The sequence below is a fragment of the Vagococcus fessus genome (assembly GCF_003987565.1).
Classification (GTDB): domain Bacteria; phylum Bacillota; class Bacilli; order Lactobacillales; family Vagococcaceae; genus Vagococcus_D; species Vagococcus_D fessus.
Genome location: NZ_NGJY01000001.1, coordinates 290339 through 308954, shown reverse-complemented (window position 1 = coordinate 308954; position 18616 = coordinate 290339). Strand labels below are relative to the sequence as shown.

18 protein-coding genes are annotated in these 18616 nt (G+C 36.2%); 1 reads left to right on the top strand and 17 read right to left on the bottom strand.

Going from position 1 to position 18616, the window contains the following annotated elements; all coding sequences use genetic code 11:
- Positions 1-10 precede the first annotated feature (10 nt).
- The 17 genes from accC to CBF31_RS01490 all read right to left on the bottom strand — a co-directional run bounded on the left by accC (position 11) and on the right by CBF31_RS01490 (position 16124).
- Positions 11-1369: an acetyl-CoA carboxylase biotin carboxylase subunit gene (accC, locus tag CBF31_RS01570; protein WP_126830292.1), complete on the bottom strand. Its 1359-nt coding sequence runs from the start codon at positions 1367-1369 to the stop codon at positions 11-13.
- Positions 1369-1800 (bottom strand): 3-hydroxyacyl-ACP dehydratase FabZ, encoded by a 432-nt coding sequence (fabZ, locus tag CBF31_RS01565; RefSeq protein WP_126830290.1) that lies wholly within the window; start codon positions 1798-1800, stop codon positions 1369-1371. The genes accC and fabZ overlap by 1 nt, the downstream gene beginning before the upstream one ends.
- A 30-nt stretch (positions 1801-1830) precedes the next feature.
- Positions 1831-2295, bottom strand: coding sequence for an acetyl-CoA carboxylase biotin carboxyl carrier protein (locus CBF31_RS01560; protein WP_126830288.1), 465 nt, complete (start codon positions 2293-2295; stop codon positions 1831-1833).
- A complete protein-coding gene (gene fabF, locus CBF31_RS01555) occupies positions 2296-3534 on the bottom strand; it encodes a beta-ketoacyl-ACP synthase II (protein WP_126830286.1) in 1239 nt (412 codons plus the stop codon).
- A gap of 43 nt (positions 3535-3577) precedes the next feature.
- The gene (gene fabG, locus CBF31_RS01550; protein WP_126830284.1) at positions 3578-4303 is read right to left on the bottom strand and encodes a 3-oxoacyl-[acyl-carrier-protein] reductase; all 726 of its coding nucleotides are present in this window, start codon (positions 4301-4303) and stop codon (positions 3578-3580) included.
- Positions 4296-5252, bottom strand: coding sequence for an ACP S-malonyltransferase (gene fabD, locus CBF31_RS01545; protein WP_126830282.1), 957 nt, complete (start codon positions 5250-5252; stop codon positions 4296-4298). The genes fabG and fabD overlap by 8 nt, the downstream gene beginning before the upstream one ends.
- A gap of 37 nt (positions 5253-5289) precedes the next feature.
- The gene (fabK, locus tag CBF31_RS01540; RefSeq protein WP_126830280.1) at positions 5290-6318 is read right to left on the bottom strand and encodes an enoyl-[acyl-carrier-protein] reductase FabK; all 1029 of its coding nucleotides are present in this window, start codon (positions 6316-6318) and stop codon (positions 5290-5292) included.
- Positions 6318-6551, bottom strand: a complete 234-nt coding sequence (locus tag CBF31_RS01535; RefSeq protein WP_126830279.1) for an acyl carrier protein — start codon at positions 6549-6551, stop codon at positions 6318-6320. The genes fabK and CBF31_RS01535 overlap by 1 nt, the downstream gene beginning before the upstream one ends.
- Before the next feature lie 56 nt (positions 6552-6607).
- On the bottom strand, positions 6608-7591 hold the full coding sequence (locus tag CBF31_RS01530) for a beta-ketoacyl-ACP synthase III (protein ID WP_126830277.1): 984 nt from the start codon (positions 7589-7591) through the stop codon (positions 6608-6610).
- A 12-nt stretch (positions 7592-7603) separates the two neighbouring features.
- Positions 7604-8044 carry a fatty acid biosynthesis transcriptional regulator FabT gene (fabT, locus tag CBF31_RS01525; RefSeq protein WP_126830275.1) on the bottom strand — a complete coding sequence of 147 codons (441 nt, stop codon included), beginning with the start codon at positions 8042-8044 and terminating at the stop codon, positions 7604-7606.
- A 172-nt stretch (positions 8045-8216) separates the two neighbouring features.
- A complete protein-coding gene (pnuC, locus tag CBF31_RS01520; protein WP_170167836.1) occupies positions 8217-8855 on the bottom strand; it encodes a nicotinamide riboside transporter PnuC in 639 nt (212 codons plus the stop codon).
- Between the two features lie 136 nt (positions 8856-8991).
- Entirely contained in the window at positions 8992-9834 is an 843-nt protein-coding gene (locus tag CBF31_RS01515) for an HAD family hydrolase (RefSeq protein ID WP_126830271.1), read from the bottom strand.
- Positions 9835-9890: 56 nt separating this feature from the next.
- Complete coding sequence (locus tag CBF31_RS01510; protein WP_126830268.1) at positions 9891-11312, bottom strand: glycoside hydrolase family 1 protein; 1422 nt, start codon at positions 11310-11312, stop codon at positions 9891-9893.
- Positions 11313-11340: 28 nt separating this feature from the next.
- Positions 11341-13236, bottom strand: coding sequence for a beta-glucoside-specific PTS transporter subunit IIABC (locus tag CBF31_RS01505; RefSeq protein WP_170167835.1), 1896 nt, complete (start codon positions 13234-13236; stop codon positions 11341-11343).
- A 127-nt stretch (positions 13237-13363) separates the two neighbouring features.
- Complete coding sequence (locus tag CBF31_RS01500) at positions 13364-14200, bottom strand: PRD domain-containing protein (RefSeq protein WP_126830264.1); 837 nt, start codon at positions 14198-14200, stop codon at positions 13364-13366.
- A 219-nt stretch (positions 14201-14419) separates the two neighbouring features.
- Positions 14420-15454: a sensor histidine kinase gene (locus CBF31_RS01495; RefSeq protein ID WP_126830262.1), complete on the bottom strand. Its 1035-nt coding sequence runs from the start codon at positions 15452-15454 to the stop codon at positions 14420-14422.
- Entirely contained in the window at positions 15447-16124 is a 678-nt protein-coding gene (locus tag CBF31_RS01490) for a response regulator transcription factor (protein ID WP_126830260.1), read from the bottom strand. The genes CBF31_RS01495 and CBF31_RS01490 overlap by 8 nt, the downstream gene beginning before the upstream one ends.
- Before the next feature lie 126 nt (positions 16125-16250).
- Between CBF31_RS01490 and CBF31_RS01485 the strand changes: the two genes are divergently transcribed.
- Positions 16251-18605 carry an ABC transporter ATP-binding protein/permease gene (locus tag CBF31_RS01485; protein ID WP_126830258.1) on the top strand — a complete coding sequence of 785 codons (2355 nt, stop codon included), beginning with the start codon at positions 16251-16253 and terminating at the stop codon, positions 18603-18605.
- The last annotated feature ends 11 nt before the right edge of the window (positions 18606-18616 follow it).

Below are 18616 nucleotides of genomic sequence, written 5' to 3'. Positions count from 1 at the left end.
TAACTGTTAACTAATCAAACCATTTAGGTAAAAATTTTTCTTCTAAGAAACTTGTATCGTAATGTCCCTCTAAAATAGCCGAATCTGCAATTAAATCAAGTTGAAATTGTTTATTTGTGGCAATTCCCTCAACATTTAATTCTGATAAAGCACGTTGCATTTTAGAAATGGCTTCTAGTTTTGTCTCCCCATGAGTAATAATTTTTGCAATCATTGAATCATAGTACGGTGAAATGTCACAGCCTGAATACATCGCACTTTCTACTCTAAGGCCCATCCCTCCACTTGGTAAGTGCAGATGAGTAAGACGCCCTGGTACTGGTGCGAAATTAAAACTTGGGTCTTCTGCATTAATGCGACATTCAATACTAAATCCTTTAAATGAAATATCTTCTTGTATTAGGTTTAAAGGTTGACCGTAAGCTAGTTCAATCTGTTTTTTTACAATATCTATCCCTGTAATCATCTCTGTAACCGGGTGCTCTACTTGAATTCTTGTATTCATTTCCATGAAATAAAAATTATCATCTTCATCTACTAAAAATTCAATTGTTCCTGCATTTTCATAAGACACGGCTTTTGCTGCCTGAACAGCAGATTGACATATTTTAACTCTCGTATTCTCAGATAAATCTATCGCCGGAGCTGTTTCTAAGACTTTTTGATTGTGGCGTTGAAGAGAACAATCTCGTTCTCCTAAATGCACGCTATTCCCAAACTTATCTCCTAAAATTTGAATCTCAATATGTCTAGCTGGGTAAATTATTTTCTCAATATACATGTCATCATTACCAAAAGCCGATAAAGCTTCTTGTTGGGCACTTTGAAATTGACTGACTAACTCACCAGGGTTAAGAACTTTCCTAATCCCTTTTCCACCGCCACCAGCTGCAGCTTTTATCATTAAAGGATAGCCGATAAGTTCTGCGATTTGTTTTGCTTCATCTACTGTCGCGATTTTTCCATCACTACCTGGAATGACAGGAACACCCGCTTCTATCATAGTTTTTCTGGCATTTATCTTATTTCCCATTAATTCAATAGTGTCATGATTTGGACCGATAAAGGCTATCTGACAGTCCTGACACATAGCGGAAAAGGTACTATTTTCTGATAGAAAACCAAAACCGGGATGAATAGCCTCTGCTCCTGTTAGTATAGACGCACTTAAAAGTTGCTGCTGATTTAAATAAGAATCGATAGCATGAGCCGGTCCAATACAGACCGCTTCGTCTGCTAGCTCAACATGAAGTGCATAACGGTCAGCCTCAGAATAAACTGCAACTGTTGCAATTCCCATCTCTTGGCAAGCACGGATTATTCTAACGGCGATTTCACCTCTATTAGCAATAAGTACTTTGTTAAACATTATTTTGCTCCAATAATAAAGGTCATTAAAGCTTCACAGACTTTTTTATCTTCCACATAAGCGATAGCTTTTCCTACACCAATATTTCCTTTTTGTTTAATAATTGTCATTTCCATCTTCAGAACATCACCTGGAACAACTTTTTGACGGAATTTAACTTTATCTATGCCACCTAAATAACCAGTTTGACCTTCAAATTCAGGACTTTTCAGCAAAGGAATTGACCCTGTCTGAGCTAATGCTTCTAAAATAAGGACACCTGGCATAACAGGTTCTCCTGGAAAATGCCCTGGGAAGAAATGTTCATTGTAGGTTACATTTTTAATAGCAACCACTCGCTTACCTGGTTCTAATTCTAGAACACGATCGACCATCATAATAGGGTAACGATTTGGGATAATTTCCATAATTTCTTGTACATTTAATTGCATGTTAGTGCCCTCCAATTAGGTTAATTTTACTTACTTGCTCTCAACTTCAAATAATAGTTGTCCATACTCTACAACCTCTTCATTACTAAATAAAACTTTCGAGATAGTCCCTGATACAGGACTCGGAATATCATTCATTATCTTCATTGATTCAACAATACAAACTGTTTCACCAACTTCAACAGTATCTCCAACTTGTTTAAATGGACTACTTGTTGGATCACTGCTTGTATAAGCAATTCCTACTAACGGAGACGTTATAAATTCGCCCTCAGTTGGTGTTGCGACAGTATTTTTTTCAGCTGTTGGAACAACCTGATTATCTGATATTTCTGCAACTGATGATTCCTCATTTATTACTGTATCTTGTTTTGTTAAAGTATTTATCTCATTTTTATTAACGTATAACTTGTAGTCACTGGTTTCCAAATTAAACTCTCTAATAGAACTTTGATCAATATAAGTAATTAAGCCTTTTAATTCGTTATTTTTCACTTATGCTTCCTCCCACTTTTTAAAGAGGCAAACGGCATTGTGCCCACCAAATCCTAATGAGTTACTCATTGCATAAGTTAAATTAGTCTCCCTGCCTTCATTTGGAACATAATCCAAATCACACAACGGATCGTTATTTTTTAATCCTAATGTTGGTGGAACAAATTGGTCTGTAAGAGCTTTAAGACAAACAATCCCTTCGACTGCTCCAGCCGCTCCTAGTAAATGACCAATCATACTCTTTGTACTTGAAATAGCCACGTTAGAGGCCTCTTCACCAAGAGCATATTTAATCGCTGTTGTTTCTGCTGAATCGTTATTTGGTGTACTTGTTCCATGGGCATTGATATAACCTAAGTCACTAGCTGTTATTGAGGCTTCTTCCATAGCTTGCATCATGGCACGTCCCGCTCCTGAACCATCTGGATTTGGGCTAGTCATATGGTACGCATCACTTGTTGCACCATATCCTACTACTTCGCCGTATATCTTAGCATTACGTTTTTGTGCATGTTCCAATTCTTCTAATACAAGCATTCCAGATCCTTCTCCCATAACAAAACCTGAACGGTCTTTATCAAATGGGATAGACGCTCTAGTTGGGTCTGTTTCTTTTGTTAACGCTGTCAAAGCACCAAAACCAGATATTCCGATTTCACAAATCGTTGCCTCAGCACCACCTGCAACAATGGCATCGGCATAACCGTGTTTAATTGTTCGGTAAGCTTCACCAATAGCGTTAGTCCCTGATGCACATGCGGTAACAATCGAAGTTGATATTCCTTTTGCTCCAATATAATAAGAGATATTACCAGCAACCATATTGCCAATCGCCATAGGTACAAATAATGGGGCTACACGTTGTGGACCTTTTGTAGACATTTTGATAACTTGTTCTTGAATGGTCGTCATTCCGCCAATCCCTGAACTCGCAATCACACCTAAACGCTCTGGATCAATAGATTCTAAAGTAAGATTACTATCTTCCATTGCTTGCAAGGCAGCCGAAACACCATAGATTGAAAAAAGATCCATACGTTTTGTCGCTTTTTTCTCCATGTATTGAATAGGTTCGAAATCTTTTACTTCTGCCGCCACTGTAATACCTGTTTCACTTGCATCAAAACGTGTAATTGGGGCAATACCCGACTTACCTTGTCTTACATTATCCCAAAATTCTGATACTGTATTTCCTAATGGGGTAATCGCTCCTAAACCAGTTACAACTACTCTTCTCATAACTTATTTCTCCTTATGCCAATTCTCTGATTGAATTGGTTATTTAACCGTTCATCACCATGCCACCATCAACATTAAGGACTTGTCCTGTCACATATGTTTGGTTAGCTAAATATAAAGCAGCTTGTGCTACATCTTGTACTGTTCCAAAAGCTTTCAGTGGAATTTGGTTCTTGGCCTGCTCTTGTTGGTCTTGAGTCAGCACGTCTGTCATTTCTGTTGAAATAAAACCAGGCGCAATCGCATTACAGTAAATATTACGGCTCGCTAATTCTCTAGCAACAGATTTCGTCAATCCAATAACACCCGCTTTACTGGCCGCATAATTAACTTGACCTGCATTACCAAGCTGTCCTACCACGCTTGCTATATTTATAATATGGCCACTTCTTTGTTTTAAGAAAAGTTTGCTACTTGCTTTAATTGTATTAAATGTTCCCGTTAGATTTATGGCAATCACATCTTCAAAATCTTCTTCTGACATACGCATCAAAAGCGTGTCACGTGTGATGCCCGCATTATTTATTAAGACGTCTAAACAACCAAAATGCTCAACCGTTTTGTTAATCAAAGTTGTCGCATCCTCTAGTTTTGCAATGTTTCCAGGAATGTAGTAACTTGTTTCTTGATATTCTTGTAGCCAGTCAGGTGCTTCAGTGCCACGTCCATTGATTACGACTGAATGACCTTCTTTCAAAAATGCCTCAGCTAATGCCTTACCAATACCACGTGTACTTCCAGTTACAATCACAACTTTATTTTTAGACATTTCTGTTCTCCTCTGTAGTTAAGTTTGTTCTTACTTTTTCTAACGATTTTAAATCTTCTACATTAAAAGTAGCGACCTGTTTAACCGTTTTTCGTATAAAGGTACTAAGACTACGTCCTGGACCAACTTCTATAAAAATTTCAACCCCATTCTCATATAAGGTCTCAACTGATTTTTGCCATAAAACCGGTGATTTCACCTGTGAAACTAATAATTGTTTAACATCACTATCTAAAGAAATGATCTCTCCCGTCACATTTGCAACGACAGGATAATTTCCAGTTTTCAAAGTTAAAGGTTTAAATTCATTTTGTAATAATTGAGCTGCAGGCTCTAATAATGCCGTGTGAAATGGACCACTCACATTTAAAGGAATTATTTTACGAGCTCCCGCTTGAGTCAAGCGTTCCTTAGCCAACTCTAATGCCGCAATCTCTCCTGAAATAACAGTTTGATTTGGCATATTATAATTAGCTGGTTTAACCAAACCTCTTTGTTCTTCAGTAATCTCTTTACAAATACTCTCTATTTCTTCTGCAGCTAAGCCCATAACAGCGGACATGCCGCCTTGTCCACTCGGAAAAGCCTCTTCCATAAAAGTGCCTCTTTTCCGAACAAGACATAGAGCTTCTTCAAAAGTTAAGGTGCCATTTATCACAAGGGCACTATATTCTCCTAAGCTCAATCCAGCTAAGTAATCTGGTTTAATTTCAAATTCTTCTATTAATAATTTGGCAATCGCGACACTTATCGTTAAGATTGCCGGTTGGGTATAGGCTGTTTCATTTAGTTTATTATTTTCTTCAAAACAAAGTTTAGTCATATCGATATTTAAAATCCGTGATGCATCGTCTACAACTGACTGAACGATTGGATAGGTGTCATATAATTCTTTTCCCATCCCTATATATTGTGATCCTTGACCACTAAATACAAATGCTGTAGCCAATTGGCACCTCCTTAAATATATCTATTTAGAACTTTACTTATCGCGCACGTTCTATTGCTATATAATACTCTTCTACCAATTCATCAATTATTTCTTGACACGTTTGATTTCTTTTCGTAACCAGACCTGCGATTTGGCCAGCCATCATAGAACTATTTTCTGTATCTCCATCGACCACGGCTCTTTTTAGAGCTCCTTTACCTAAGTCTTCCAATCGGTCCCAATCAGGTTGGTCTTTCTTCAATTCTTCTCGTTCCGCTTTGTCGTACTGACGTGTTAGTTTATTTCTAATCCCTCTAACAGGGTGTCCAGTAGAGAGTCCAGTAATAGCGGTATCAATATCACGGGCTTTTAAAACGGCTTCTTTATAATTTGAGTGAATATCTGTTTCTTCCGCCACTAAAAATCTAGTGCCTAGTTGAACGGCATCCACACCTAACATAAAGGCAGCGGCTACACCTCTTCCGTCTCCAATACCTCCTGCAGAAATAACTGGAATTGAAACAGCATCTACAACTTGTGGGACTAAAGCTAAAGTGGTTAACTTTCCAATATGTCCACCTGCTTCCATACCTTCCACAATCACAGCATCTGCTCCGTCTCTTTCCATTCTTCTTGCTAAGGCAACTGAAGCGACTACTGGAATAACTGTAATATTAGCCTCTTTAAATTTAGACATGTATTTAGCTGGTGAGCCAGCACCTGTTGTCACAACTCTTACCCCTGACTGACACACCACTTCAACTACTTCATCAACATGAGGAGAGAGTAACATTATATTGACGCCAAAGGGATGGTCCGTTAATGCTTTGGCTTGTTCGATTTGACTTTTTACAAATTCAGCGGGTGCATGTCCAGATGCGATAATTCCTAATCCACCTGCATTAGATACTGCACTCGCTAATTCTGCCTTAGCCACCCAAGCCATCGCACCTTGAAAAATAGGGTATTTTATATTCAACATTTTACATAGTTTTGATCGTTTCATTCTTATCTCCTCGATTTTATTTTTAATAAAAAAGCAGTCATCAAAACAGAGGTTTGACGCTACTTTTTTATCATTAATTATTTAGTTTTCAATTGTGCATCTACAAAGTTAACAACATCTCCAACAGTGCTGAAATCATCATCAGATTCAAATTTCACATCGAATTCGTCTTCAATATCGTTAATGATTTGGAACACATCTAAGCTATCCGCCTCTAATCCTTCTTTAAAACTTGTTGTTAAAGTAACGTCACTTTCTTCTTTTCCTAATTGATCGACAATAATTTCTTGAATTTTATTAAAGCTTGACATGTTAAATTCCTCCTAATGGTTTTAAACAGTTATAGTTTTTTATATTTAATTCTTTATTAAAGCTGTACTGACATAAGACCATATGATAGTCCACCGCCAAAACCAGCTAATAAAACAATTTGATTGCTTCCTAATTTTAATGTGCCATCCTCTAGCTTATCCGTTAGTAATAGCGGAATAGATGCGGCAGATGTATTTCCATAATGCTCAATATTTGTTAAGAATTTATCACTTGAAATACCTGTATTTTTACTCAACGTAGAAAGTAACCTCAAATTTGCTTGATGAGCCACTACATAATCTAGTGCGTTTAGCTCGTCTGAAGGCAACTCTTTAATCGCTGTTGAAACTGTTCGACTAACAAAATCAAAAACAGACCGGCCATCCATCGTTAAATAAGGGCTTACTGTCCCTTTATTTGTTGCATAGGGGCTAGCATTTACCTGTTCTCCGCCCATCAAAGACTGAGAAGAGTCACCAAATCCTCTTAAAGACTCAATATAGTCATACGCTGACGCCATATTGGCCTCTACTAGAACACCTGCTGCCCCGTCTCCAAATAAGACGGCTGTACTGCGGTCTTGCCAATCAATCAGTTTAGACATACAATCAGCACCAATAACAAGCCCTCGTTTGTATGTGCCACTCACAAGATATTTCTCAGCAACAGAAAGTGCTGAGACGAACCCTGAACACGCTGCACTAACATCTAAAACCATGGCATTCGTAGCTTTTATGTCACGTTGAACTAACGCTGCTACCGATGGCGTAGCAAAATCAGGTGTCATAGTGGCTACGATGATAAAATCAATTGAATCTGGCGATACGTTTTGTTGTGTCAGTAACCGCCTTGCCACATCGCCACACAAACTTCCCGTTGTCTCATCAGTCACAACATAACGAGTCTTTATACCTGTTCGAGATATAATCCATTCATCTGTCGTTTCTAAATGCTGTGTTAAATCGTAATTAGATACTTTTTTATTCGGAAGTGCTTTTGCTGCCCCTCGAATAGATAGTGTCGTCTTTCTTTTAAGCATAGAATGCTCCTCTTAATAATGTCTCTGTAAAAATGTATGAAGATTTTTCAGCCCTTTTGAAATAGCAGCTTGTTCTTCTTCACTCATATCAGATAAAGCAGCTTGAACCATATTTTTATGAAATTGTGCATGAGCACGGTAAAATAGTCGGCCTTTGTTAGTCAATTTCAAACGAACAACACGACGATCTTCATCTGTTCTTACACGCTCAACATACTCTTTTTTTACTAGATTATTAATGGCTACAGTCAGTGTTCCTACTGTTATAGATAACTTCTCGGCTACCTCACTTGACGTTTTTGTATCATGTAGACCGATTGCTTCAATCGTATGCATCTCTTTTACTGAGATGTCTGAAAATTGACCCGATTGTAATTCTGACTCTTCAATTGACAAAATATCATTAAACACCGCTACTAAGTAATCATTTACCTGTGCGAGATTTTTGTCCATCACGTCGCCCCCTTCTTAATTACTTTGATCATCAAACTATTTGATAAACGAAGTATAAAACAACGAAATAAAAAAATCAATAGTTTAAATAAAAATACTTTGATTATCAAACTATATTCACAAAATCTTAAGAATTTAAGAAAAACAAAAAAACTACTCTTAATAGAGTAGTTTAATCGATAACTTGTTCTTTTTTGAAAACCCATAAATACAGACCATACAATGAATTGGCTAAGAATACAAAATACATTACGCCGGTTGCAAAACCGTCACCATGATGCAGACTCATCCACACGGCTACTTGAAAAACATTGGCTCCCACCCATGCCACAAAGGCATATTTATATTTTCTGGCTGTAAAATACATCGCAAGTAAACCTGCAGCACCCGCCGTAGCATCTACCCATGAATTTGAAACGGTTGATAATAATACCACAAAAATTATAACTGCTCCTACAATTGCCGCTACAACTTCCTTAGCAGGTAAGGCACTTGTTTTATCTTCTGCATCATACTCTTTACCGAATCGATACCACATATAAATTCCAAAAACATCAAAAACAATATAACCTAGTTGAACCAAAGCTTCCCCTTTGATACCGTTGTTCCAAGCGGATAACATAAAAACAAAACTACTAAAAAATCCTAGAACAAAGTTCCATTTGTTCCCTTTAGCAATTAAAAAGACACATGTGAGTGCCATAAAAGTAGCGACCATTTGCAAAGGATCTGATACTCCCAGTATCGACCACGTGATTGTTTGAATAATATACATTGCTGCCAACCAAAATAAACTTTTATCTTTTACCATAAAGCCTCCCATAAAAACTTTTTTACCACCTATTATTAGAACACATTTTTTTATGGAGTACAATCTATTTTTTGTAAGCGCATTACACAAAAAGAAGAAATACTGAACAGTATCTCTTCTTTTTATAACAAAATAATTATATTAATTCATATTTATTAAAAGCCTTAGCTAACCCATCTTCATCTACAGCAGCTGTCACATCATCTGCGACCGCTTTAAGCTTATCCGTCCCGTTAGCCATAGCAATACCTAAACCAACAGCAGAGAACATTGCAATATCGTTATCCCCATCCCCTAAACCTATGCTATCTGTCTTATCTAGGTCTAAATAATCTAAAACAAAATTAATAGCAGCATATTTGTCTTGATTTTTGACGCCAGCCTCACCACTATTTTGACCATACTGAGGAATCGTTGAATGATGAAGTTCTACCTTTTCACCAAAGTCGCGTTCAATAGACTCAAACGGGTAATTCTTATTAATAAAACATATTTTATTAATTTGGTTATATTCCAATTCATGATTTCTCATATCTTTCAATAAACTAGTAAACCATTCAACTTGAGATAATGTTTTTTCCTTAACTTCTGGTGTATCGGGTAGTCCCGCTAATAAATTATCATGTATAGAACTAATGCAATAGTCATTGCTAAAAAGTCCATTATTCGTTTCTAAATAACACCCTATCTTTTCTTCTCTAAATAGTTCTAATAGCTCTCGTACAGTACTCTCTGGTAATGTCTCATGCTTCACAACTTGATTATCAATTTCAATATAAGCTCCACCAGCGCCTATGATACCGTCAAACCCAATATCACGAATACTTGGTAATATTTCAGGATTTGATCGCCCCGTGCAGATAAATACAAGGTTTCCATTTTTTCTCGTTTGTCTAATAGCGTCGATCGCCGATTGAGGTGCTTTGCTATCAAATCCTACTAATGTTCCATCAATGTCGATAAAAATTACTTTTTTCATCCGTCTTTATCTCCTTTTATAAAAAACGAGACCTTTAGGCCTCGTTTTTTTATGTATTATAAACCATTTTTTTCAATAACATTTTTGTACCAATCAAAAGATGCTTTCTTAGAACGCTCCATTGTTCCGTTACCCTCATCATCTAAATCAACATAGATAAAGCCATAACGTTTACTCATTTCACCTGTAGAAGCACTTACTAAATCAATACAGCCCCATGGCGTGTACGCAATTAAATCAACACCATCTTCATTAATTGCTTTTGCCATCTCTGTAATATGTTTTTCTAAATAATCAATACGGTAAGTATCATTAATAGTCCCGTCAGCTTCTACTGTATCAATAGCACCTAAGCCATTTTCAGAGATGTATAACGGCACACCATAACGACCGTATAAATCATTTAAAGCAATTCTTAAACCAACTGGGTCAATCTCCCATCCCCACTCACTGGCTTTCAAGAATGGGTTTTTAGTTCCACCGAAGAAATTACCAGATGATTTTGTTAATTCAGGATCTGTACTAAACGCAGATGACATGTAGTAGCTAAATGATAAATAATCAACAGTGTGAGCTTTTAATAACTCTAACTCACCTTCAGCAATTTCTAATTCAATTCCTTTTTCTTTGAAATAGGCTAACGCGTAACTTGGGTATTCGCCACGTACTTGAATATCGTTACAGAAATAGTTGAATAAACGATTTTGTTTTTCTTTCGCCATGACAGTGTCTGGATTACAGTCATAAGCATACATCGTCGCATAGATACTCATACACCCTACTTTAAGTTCTGGATTTAACTCATGAGCAATTTTTGTTGCTAAAGAGCTAGAAACAAATTGATTATGTAACGCTTGGAAATTATCTTGCTCTGTAGCATTTCTCATTGCTGTTGTAAAAAATGACCCAAATACACCTGTATTAATTTCATTAAATGTCATCCAGTATGTCACTTTTGTATGATATCTTTCTAAAATAGTACGGGCGTAGTTTTCAAATAGAGCAATTAACTCACGGTTCTTCCATCCTCCATAGTTCTTCACTAAATTAAGAGGTGTTTCATAATGCGACATTGTAATGGTTGGTTCAATATTATATTTTAATAACGTATCGATCACTTTATCATAATGAGCTAGTCCTGCTTCATTAGGTGTTTTATCATCACCATTAGGGAAAATTCGTGCCCATGAGATTGACATACGGAACGTTTTAAATCCCATTTCCGCAAACAACGCAATATCTTCTTCAAAACGGTTATAAAAATCAATACCTGCATGATTTGGGTACGTGTATTTTTCCTCATTAATTTCTAAAGGAAGCTCTCCTGACATTAATAAATCTAAACGATGTTTACCACCAGGTGAAATATCTGCAATAGTTAAGCCTTTACCGTCGACATTGTAAGCTCCTTCACATTGGTTAGCAGCTGTAGCACCGCCCCATAAAAATCCTTTTGGAAATGTTAAATTCGTTGTCATAATAAATTCCTCCTCATTTTGTTATTAATTATATGATATGTACAATTTCTTCTTCCTTATAGATTACCCCATTATCCTGGGCAGGCGAAACATCAGTATAATTGGCAGTGTTAGTAACTATTACCATAGTTGTTACATCCACGCCTTTAGCTCTTAACTCATCAAAATCTACAGTCCCTAAAACTTGCCCTTTTTCAATATGAGAATCTACAGTGACGTCTAAATTAAAACCTTCTCCACCTAATTCTATCGTATCAATCCCAATATGTACTAATACTTCCACTCCATTATCTCCTAAAATACCAATAGCATGTTTAGATTCAGGGAAAATTTTAACAACACCTGAAATTGGCGCTACTACTTGATTATCTGATGGAATAATGGCAATCCCTTTTCCTACTAATTCTTGAGCAAATGTTTCATCGGCTACTTGATTTAATGGGATAATTTCACCGTTTAATGGTGAGAAAATACGATTATTTTCAATAGAATTGACTGCTACTACAGGTGACTCTTGAACTACTTCATCTTTTTCTATTTCTTCATCAAACCCTAAAACTAATGTGAAAATAAATGATAATGCCCAACTTAATGCCAAAGCAACAATAAACCAAATCACATTCATAGTATCTTTATCATTGATAAATGCAGGAATAGAGAATAAACCAGGCATCCCGCCTCCACCATAAGCTTTTAAATTCATAAATGTTGAGAAGCCACCAGCAATACCACCACCAGCTAGTGAAGCATAGAATGGTCGTTTAAGTTTCAAATTGACACCATACATTGCTGGTTCAGTAATACCAATTGAAGCTGAAATACCTGATGATACAGCAATCTGACGCATTGATGAATCTTTAGTTCTTAAAGCTACCGCAAAAGCTGAACCAGACTGAGCCATATTTGTAACAGAATTGATTGGAGTAACAACATTTTCAAACCCATTTTTTGCATAGCTCGTTAAAGAAATCGGAGCTAAAGAATAGTGCATCCCTGTGATAACTAACAATGGGAATGTCGCCCCCAAGATAAGGCCTGCGAAAGGTCCTCCTACTTCGAATAACCACGCAATACCGTCACCTACAAAATTACCAGCATACGTTCCAATTGGCCCAATAATTACCATAGCAATTGGGAAAGTTATTAGTAAAGCAACCATCGGAGTAAACATTAGAGTCAAACTACCTGGCATCCATTTCTTAATCCAATTAACCACATATTTTAAAACAACTACTGAAAAAATAATAGGTAATACTGAACTTGCATAACTTACTAATGGCAATGGAATAATACCAAACATATGCCATGGAGCTGGAGCTTCACCACCTGTAAAACTAGCTTGCATCGCTTGTTGCGCAGCATTTAAATAAGTTGGATACATCATTGCTCCCGCCAATGCTAAAGCAAGGTATTCACTTGTTCTAAATTTACGAGCTGTAGATACAGCTAATAAGAACGGTAGGAAATATAAAACTGAATCCGCTAGGCCGTACAAAACTTGATAAGAAGTACTATCAGCTGTCGTCCAACCAAAAATAACTGCTAACGCTATAAAACCTTTAAGAAGTCCAGTTCCTGCTAATGCGGGGACAATAGGTGTGAAAATCGCTGAAATAATATCAAATAGCTTCGATAAGAATCCTTCATCCGTATTAGTTTTTTCATTACTACCTGAGTTACCGACAATTGATTCTACTTCTTCAAAAACATCCGCAACTGTATTTCCAATAATAACTTGGAATTGGTCTCCTGAGAATTGTGCCCCCATAACACCTGGAATTTTTTTGATTTTATCTACCGGTATATTATTTTTATCTTTTAGATTAAAACGTAAACGTGTAACGCAATGCCATGCATTTACCACATTTTCTTTACCTCCGATAGCCTCAACAACTTGAGTTGCAGTCTCTTTAAACTTTGACAATTTTCTCACTCCTTAAATTTTTTTATAAAAAAAGAATAATGAAAATAAGCAAGGCCACCTAATGGGCCTACACTTATATTCATTATTCAGTAATGCCTGATCGAATCAGTTACAAGCCAAATAGTGACTATATTGATTTTATTCGTTTCAAATGAACGGTTAGATAGATTTTTTCTTCTATCGATATTGTCCATCCCTCTTTCATATACAGAAAATCTGATATTTTTTCAGCCATCTGATACTCTTCAGGGTACTTCATTTTATACATTTGTACTAGATCCTCATCCATTTCATCCGCATAAGACTGACTGTATAATTTGCGTAACATAAAATACCTTAAATGATTAACAAATTTACCATGAGCAAAATGATTTGGATCCAGCGACATTTGAAATTGATACTCTACTAATTTAACAATTTGTTTAATCAATTTAATGACATGTACAGTGTCACTTAATGTACTATCTTTATTAGAAGCATTTACAAAATGATTTGTTAAAAATTCAAGTTCTGAATCATCTAATTTCTGAGTAAGCGTATCATTTATTAAACTTAAAGCTTCACCTGCCAATTTGAACTCATCAGGATGTATTTTCCTCAGTTCCCAGTAATTTAATACAGGATACTCAATCCCTTGTTCCTGTCTTTTAATAGCAAAATCAATATGATCTGCCAAAATCAGATAATGAGCATTATCAAAATCGATATTTAATTTAGTTTTCGCAAGATCACTCACCTTGCTTGTAATTGCAACAATATCAGAAGGCATTTCTTGTAATACCTTAAGGTCTTGATTGTCACCCTCGTCATCCTTTAAAATATACCGACGATCAATCCTATCATCAGGAATACTATCTCCTTCTTTTAATGAAAAGCCAATACCTTTTCCTAAAACAATATAACCTGTTCCATCTTCATCGTTAGCAAAAGCAACATTATTATTAATTTTTTTAAGAAACCTCATCGTCAACCTCCTTTCCAATAAAAAAACCTACTTTAATAAACCACGCAAGTAGTCGATTAAAGTAGGTTATGCCTGATCGAATCAGTTACAATCCTGTGCTATGTTTGTTGCTTTGAAATTATTATATCACACCATTTTTAAAAGGCAACCGTTTTCAATAATTATTTTTTAGAAATTATCTCCCATGCTCTTTAGTTTACCATAATTATATTATGGTAATTATTGTCTTTCAAACAGTTCTATCTTAACCGTTGTTCCTTGTTCTTTTTCACTTTGGATTACCATATGACCTTCAACTATCTCTACAATACGGCTAACCATTGCAAGTCCAAGCCCTGCACCTTGGTTACTTCTAGAGCTATCTCCTTGGTAGAATTTTTCCGTAGCCCGTTCGATTTCTTCTGGTGTCATCCCACAGCCTTCATCTTTAACCAAGAATGTTATTTTATCAGCTTCTTTTTTCAAACAGACTGTTATCTTACCACCTTTATTAGAGAATTTAATCGCATTACTCAAAATATTTTGCCAAACGTGTTGCAAGAGTTCTTTATTCCCTTTCATCTCTACATCGTCTATCTTGATGTCTAACTCGATTTCTTTCTCAGACCAGCAGCCTTCTAACAACAATAGCACTTGTCTAACTTCTTCAGAAAGTGAGAAGACAGTTTCTTTCTCTTTGATTTCTTGATTATCTAATTTTGACATATATAAAATATCACTAGATAATGAATTTAAACGTCTCGCACTCACGACAATACGTTCAATATAATCGGCTTTTTTCTCTTCACTTAATCCTGATGTCTTTAATAAAGAGGCATAACCGTCAATTGCCGCAATCGGTGTCTTTAATTCATGAGAGATGTTAGCAATAAACTCCTGTCTCATGTTATCTATCTTACCTAACTCACTGACCATAATGTTAAAATTTTGTGATAAACCTGCTACTTCGTCTATCCAATTGTCTTCTTCAATACGAATTGAAAAATCGCCCTGAGCCACTTCTTTTGTCGCTCTATTTAATACAGCGAAAGATGAAAATAACCATCGTCCTAAGATATGTGCCACGATTGTACTTATAAAAATACTCGATAAGCACAGTACTGCAATAACAGCCAAATGATTGTAGCCACTTAAATAATCATGTTTGATTAAATAATACATAGCCGAACCGACTAAAAGAGTAGTCAGACTCACAATGATGAACACACTGATAGAGAACGCTAAAATCATCTTAACGGGGTGTTTTTTATGCATCTCTTTCTCCTAACTTATACCCTAGCCCCCTAATGGTTTTAATAGTTAAATCAGGATTATCTGCTAATTTATCTCGTAATCGGTTAATATGGACATCAACTGTTCGAGGGTCTGTCTCAGAGTTCAACCCCCAAATATCATCCATTAGTTGTTGGCGCGTGAATATTTTATTTTGCGAGGACGCTAGTTTATATAACAGTAAAAACTCTTTTTGAGGCAAAATCAGTCTATGCCCTTGCCACATGACTTTCAGCTCATCTAATGCTAAGACAGTTTCACCTATGGTCATTTGTTGATCTGTTAAAATCTGAGCGCGACGCAATAACGCCTTCACTCTAAGTAACATCTCGTTAATATCAACTGGTTTTACCATATAGTCATCTGTTCCTACCATAAAACCAGCTTCTTTATCCCTAAAGGTATCTTTCGCTGAAATCATTAAAATCGGAATCGTTTTATTAGATAAACGAATGGCTTCTGTTAATTCTAACCCATCTATTTCCGGCATCATGACATCTGAAATCACAAGGTCTATTCGATTTCTTTCCAATTCTTTTAAAGCTTCTTTACCATTGGTTGCCGCTATGACATCATAGCCCACACCAGATAACACTTCTGTATATAAATTTTTAAGTTCTAAATCATCTTCTGCTACTAGTATCTTAACCATACGTCTCTCCTTTACACCTAGATAATTAAATACTATACCACAAATATCAACTCACTATTAAGTGTTTTGTTAACATACAGTTTAAAGTCCCATGTTACAATATAAGCAGTAAAGAGGAGGCTTTCTATGATTGAATTACAGCACTTAAAAAAAGAATATATAACAGGTGACTTTCATCAACTTGCTTTAGATGATGTGAGTTTAACCTTTAGAAAAAATGAATTTGTAGCCATACTTGGCCCTAGTGGCTCAGGTAAAACAACCTTACTTAATATTATCGGCGGACTTGACCGTTATGACTCAGGCGACTTACTAATCCAAGGAACCAGTACTAAAGAATTTAAAGATGGCGATTGGGATGCTTACCGTAATAACAGCGTCGGCTTCATCTTTCAAAGCTACAATTTAATTTCTCACCTTTCTGTTGCAGACAACGTTGAGATGGGCATGACATTATCTGGTGTTCGTAAAAAGGTAAAACAACAAAAGGCCTTAGAAGTACTGGAACAAGTTGGATTATCCGACCATGTGACTAAGAAACCTAACCAATTATCTGGTGGTCAGATGCAACGTGTGGCAATTGCTCGTTCTCTAGCTAACAATCCTGAGGTCATCTTAGCTGATGAGCCAACTGGTGCATTAGACACTCATACAAGTGAACAAATTATGGAACTTATTCAATCTATCTCTAAAGACAAACTAGTCTTGATGGTCACCCATAATCCAGAATTAGCTGAAGCTTATGCTGACCGTATCATTCGCTTTTCTGATGGACAGGTCTTATCAGATAGTAACCCTTATGAGCCCTCTCCTACTCGTCGTAAATACAAACCTAAAAAAACGAGTATGAGTTTTTTCACCGCTTTAAAATTGTCTGGTAATAATATTATTACCAAAAAATGGCGTACCGGCCTAACTGCCTTTGCTTCAAGTATTGGGATTATAGGAATAGCTCTCGTCCTATCTTTATCTAACGGTTTTAACAAACAAGTGGGTGATTTTGAAAAAGGCTCGCTTGCTAATTACCCCATTACAATTGGGACTCAAATGCAAAGTATGCATAAACGACCTGATTCGACTAAAGCTGGCACAAAAGAATTTACATATAAAAAACAGCTCTTTCCTGTTGATTTAGAAGAAGAAACAGTTCAACACAAAAATAAATTATCTGACGAGTATCTGACATATATTGATAAATTAGACCGTGATTTAGTAGAGGGAATTAACTACACACGTCAGCTTAATCTATCACTATTAGACCCTACTGCTACAGAACCTAAATTGATTAATACAAGTAGCTTACCGTTCTCTAGTTATCCTACAAAGAAAAAAACATTCGATACGACTTACCTAGAAACAAACTACGACGTACTAGCTGGTCAATTCCCACAGGATGAAACGGAATTAGCCTTAATTGTCGATGAATCGAATAAAATGCCAACTACAGTTTTAACTGAACTTGGTTTCAAACTGGATAAATTAAACCCAATTGACTTTGATGACATTATAGGTAAAAAATATCAATTAATTCATAACAATGACCTGTATCAAGAGCAAGGTGAACTCTACAAAAACAAATCCTCTAAAGAGGACTTAAAAGAACTAAAAGATAACAAAAACAACACGGAACTTACAATTAGTTCAGTCATTCGAATTAAAGAAGATGCTTCCATTTCAACCCTTCCTGAAGGGATTGTTTACAGTGATATCTTAGCTCAATCTGTTATAAAAGAAGCTTTAGATTCTAATGTTGTGAAAGCACAAAAGAAAACAGACTATAATATTCTGACAGGCCAACCTTTTGGTGATGATAAAGCGCCAGAAAAAGAAAGCTCTCGTTTCCGACCAGAAGAAAAGGTGCCAACTCCGACACTCGTTACAAAGGCTCAAATCTTAGCACAACTTGGTGCAACAGAAATGCCAGTTGGTATTGATATTCATCCTAAAAATTTTGAGTCAAAAGATAAAGTCATCACTTATCTCGATAAATGGAACAAAGGTAAAAAAGAAAAAGAGAAAATTATATACACAGATTTAGCCGCTATGATGGTTGATTTAACTGGTAATATTATGGACGGTATTACCATCGTCTTAATTGCCTTTGCCGGTGTATCCTTACTCGTATCCATGATTATGATTGGGATTATCATCTACATCTCTGTGCTAGAACGTACTAAAGAAATTGGTGTCCTTCGTTCTCTTGGTGCGCGTAAGAAAGATGTGACACGGGTGTTTAATGCTGAAACGTTCATTGTTGGCCTTTTCTCTGGCTCGCTTGGTATTGCTATCACCTATCTTTTAACTATACCGATTAACAAAGTCTTCTTAAATTTAGCAGACTTAGAAAATGTCGCACAATTAAACCCAGTACACGCGGGTATCTTAATCTTAATTAGTGTTGTTTTAACGATGATTGGTGGCGCAATTCCTGCTAAAATGGCTTCTAAAAAAGACCCAGTTACCGCTTTACGTTCAGAATAAACAAAACCAGC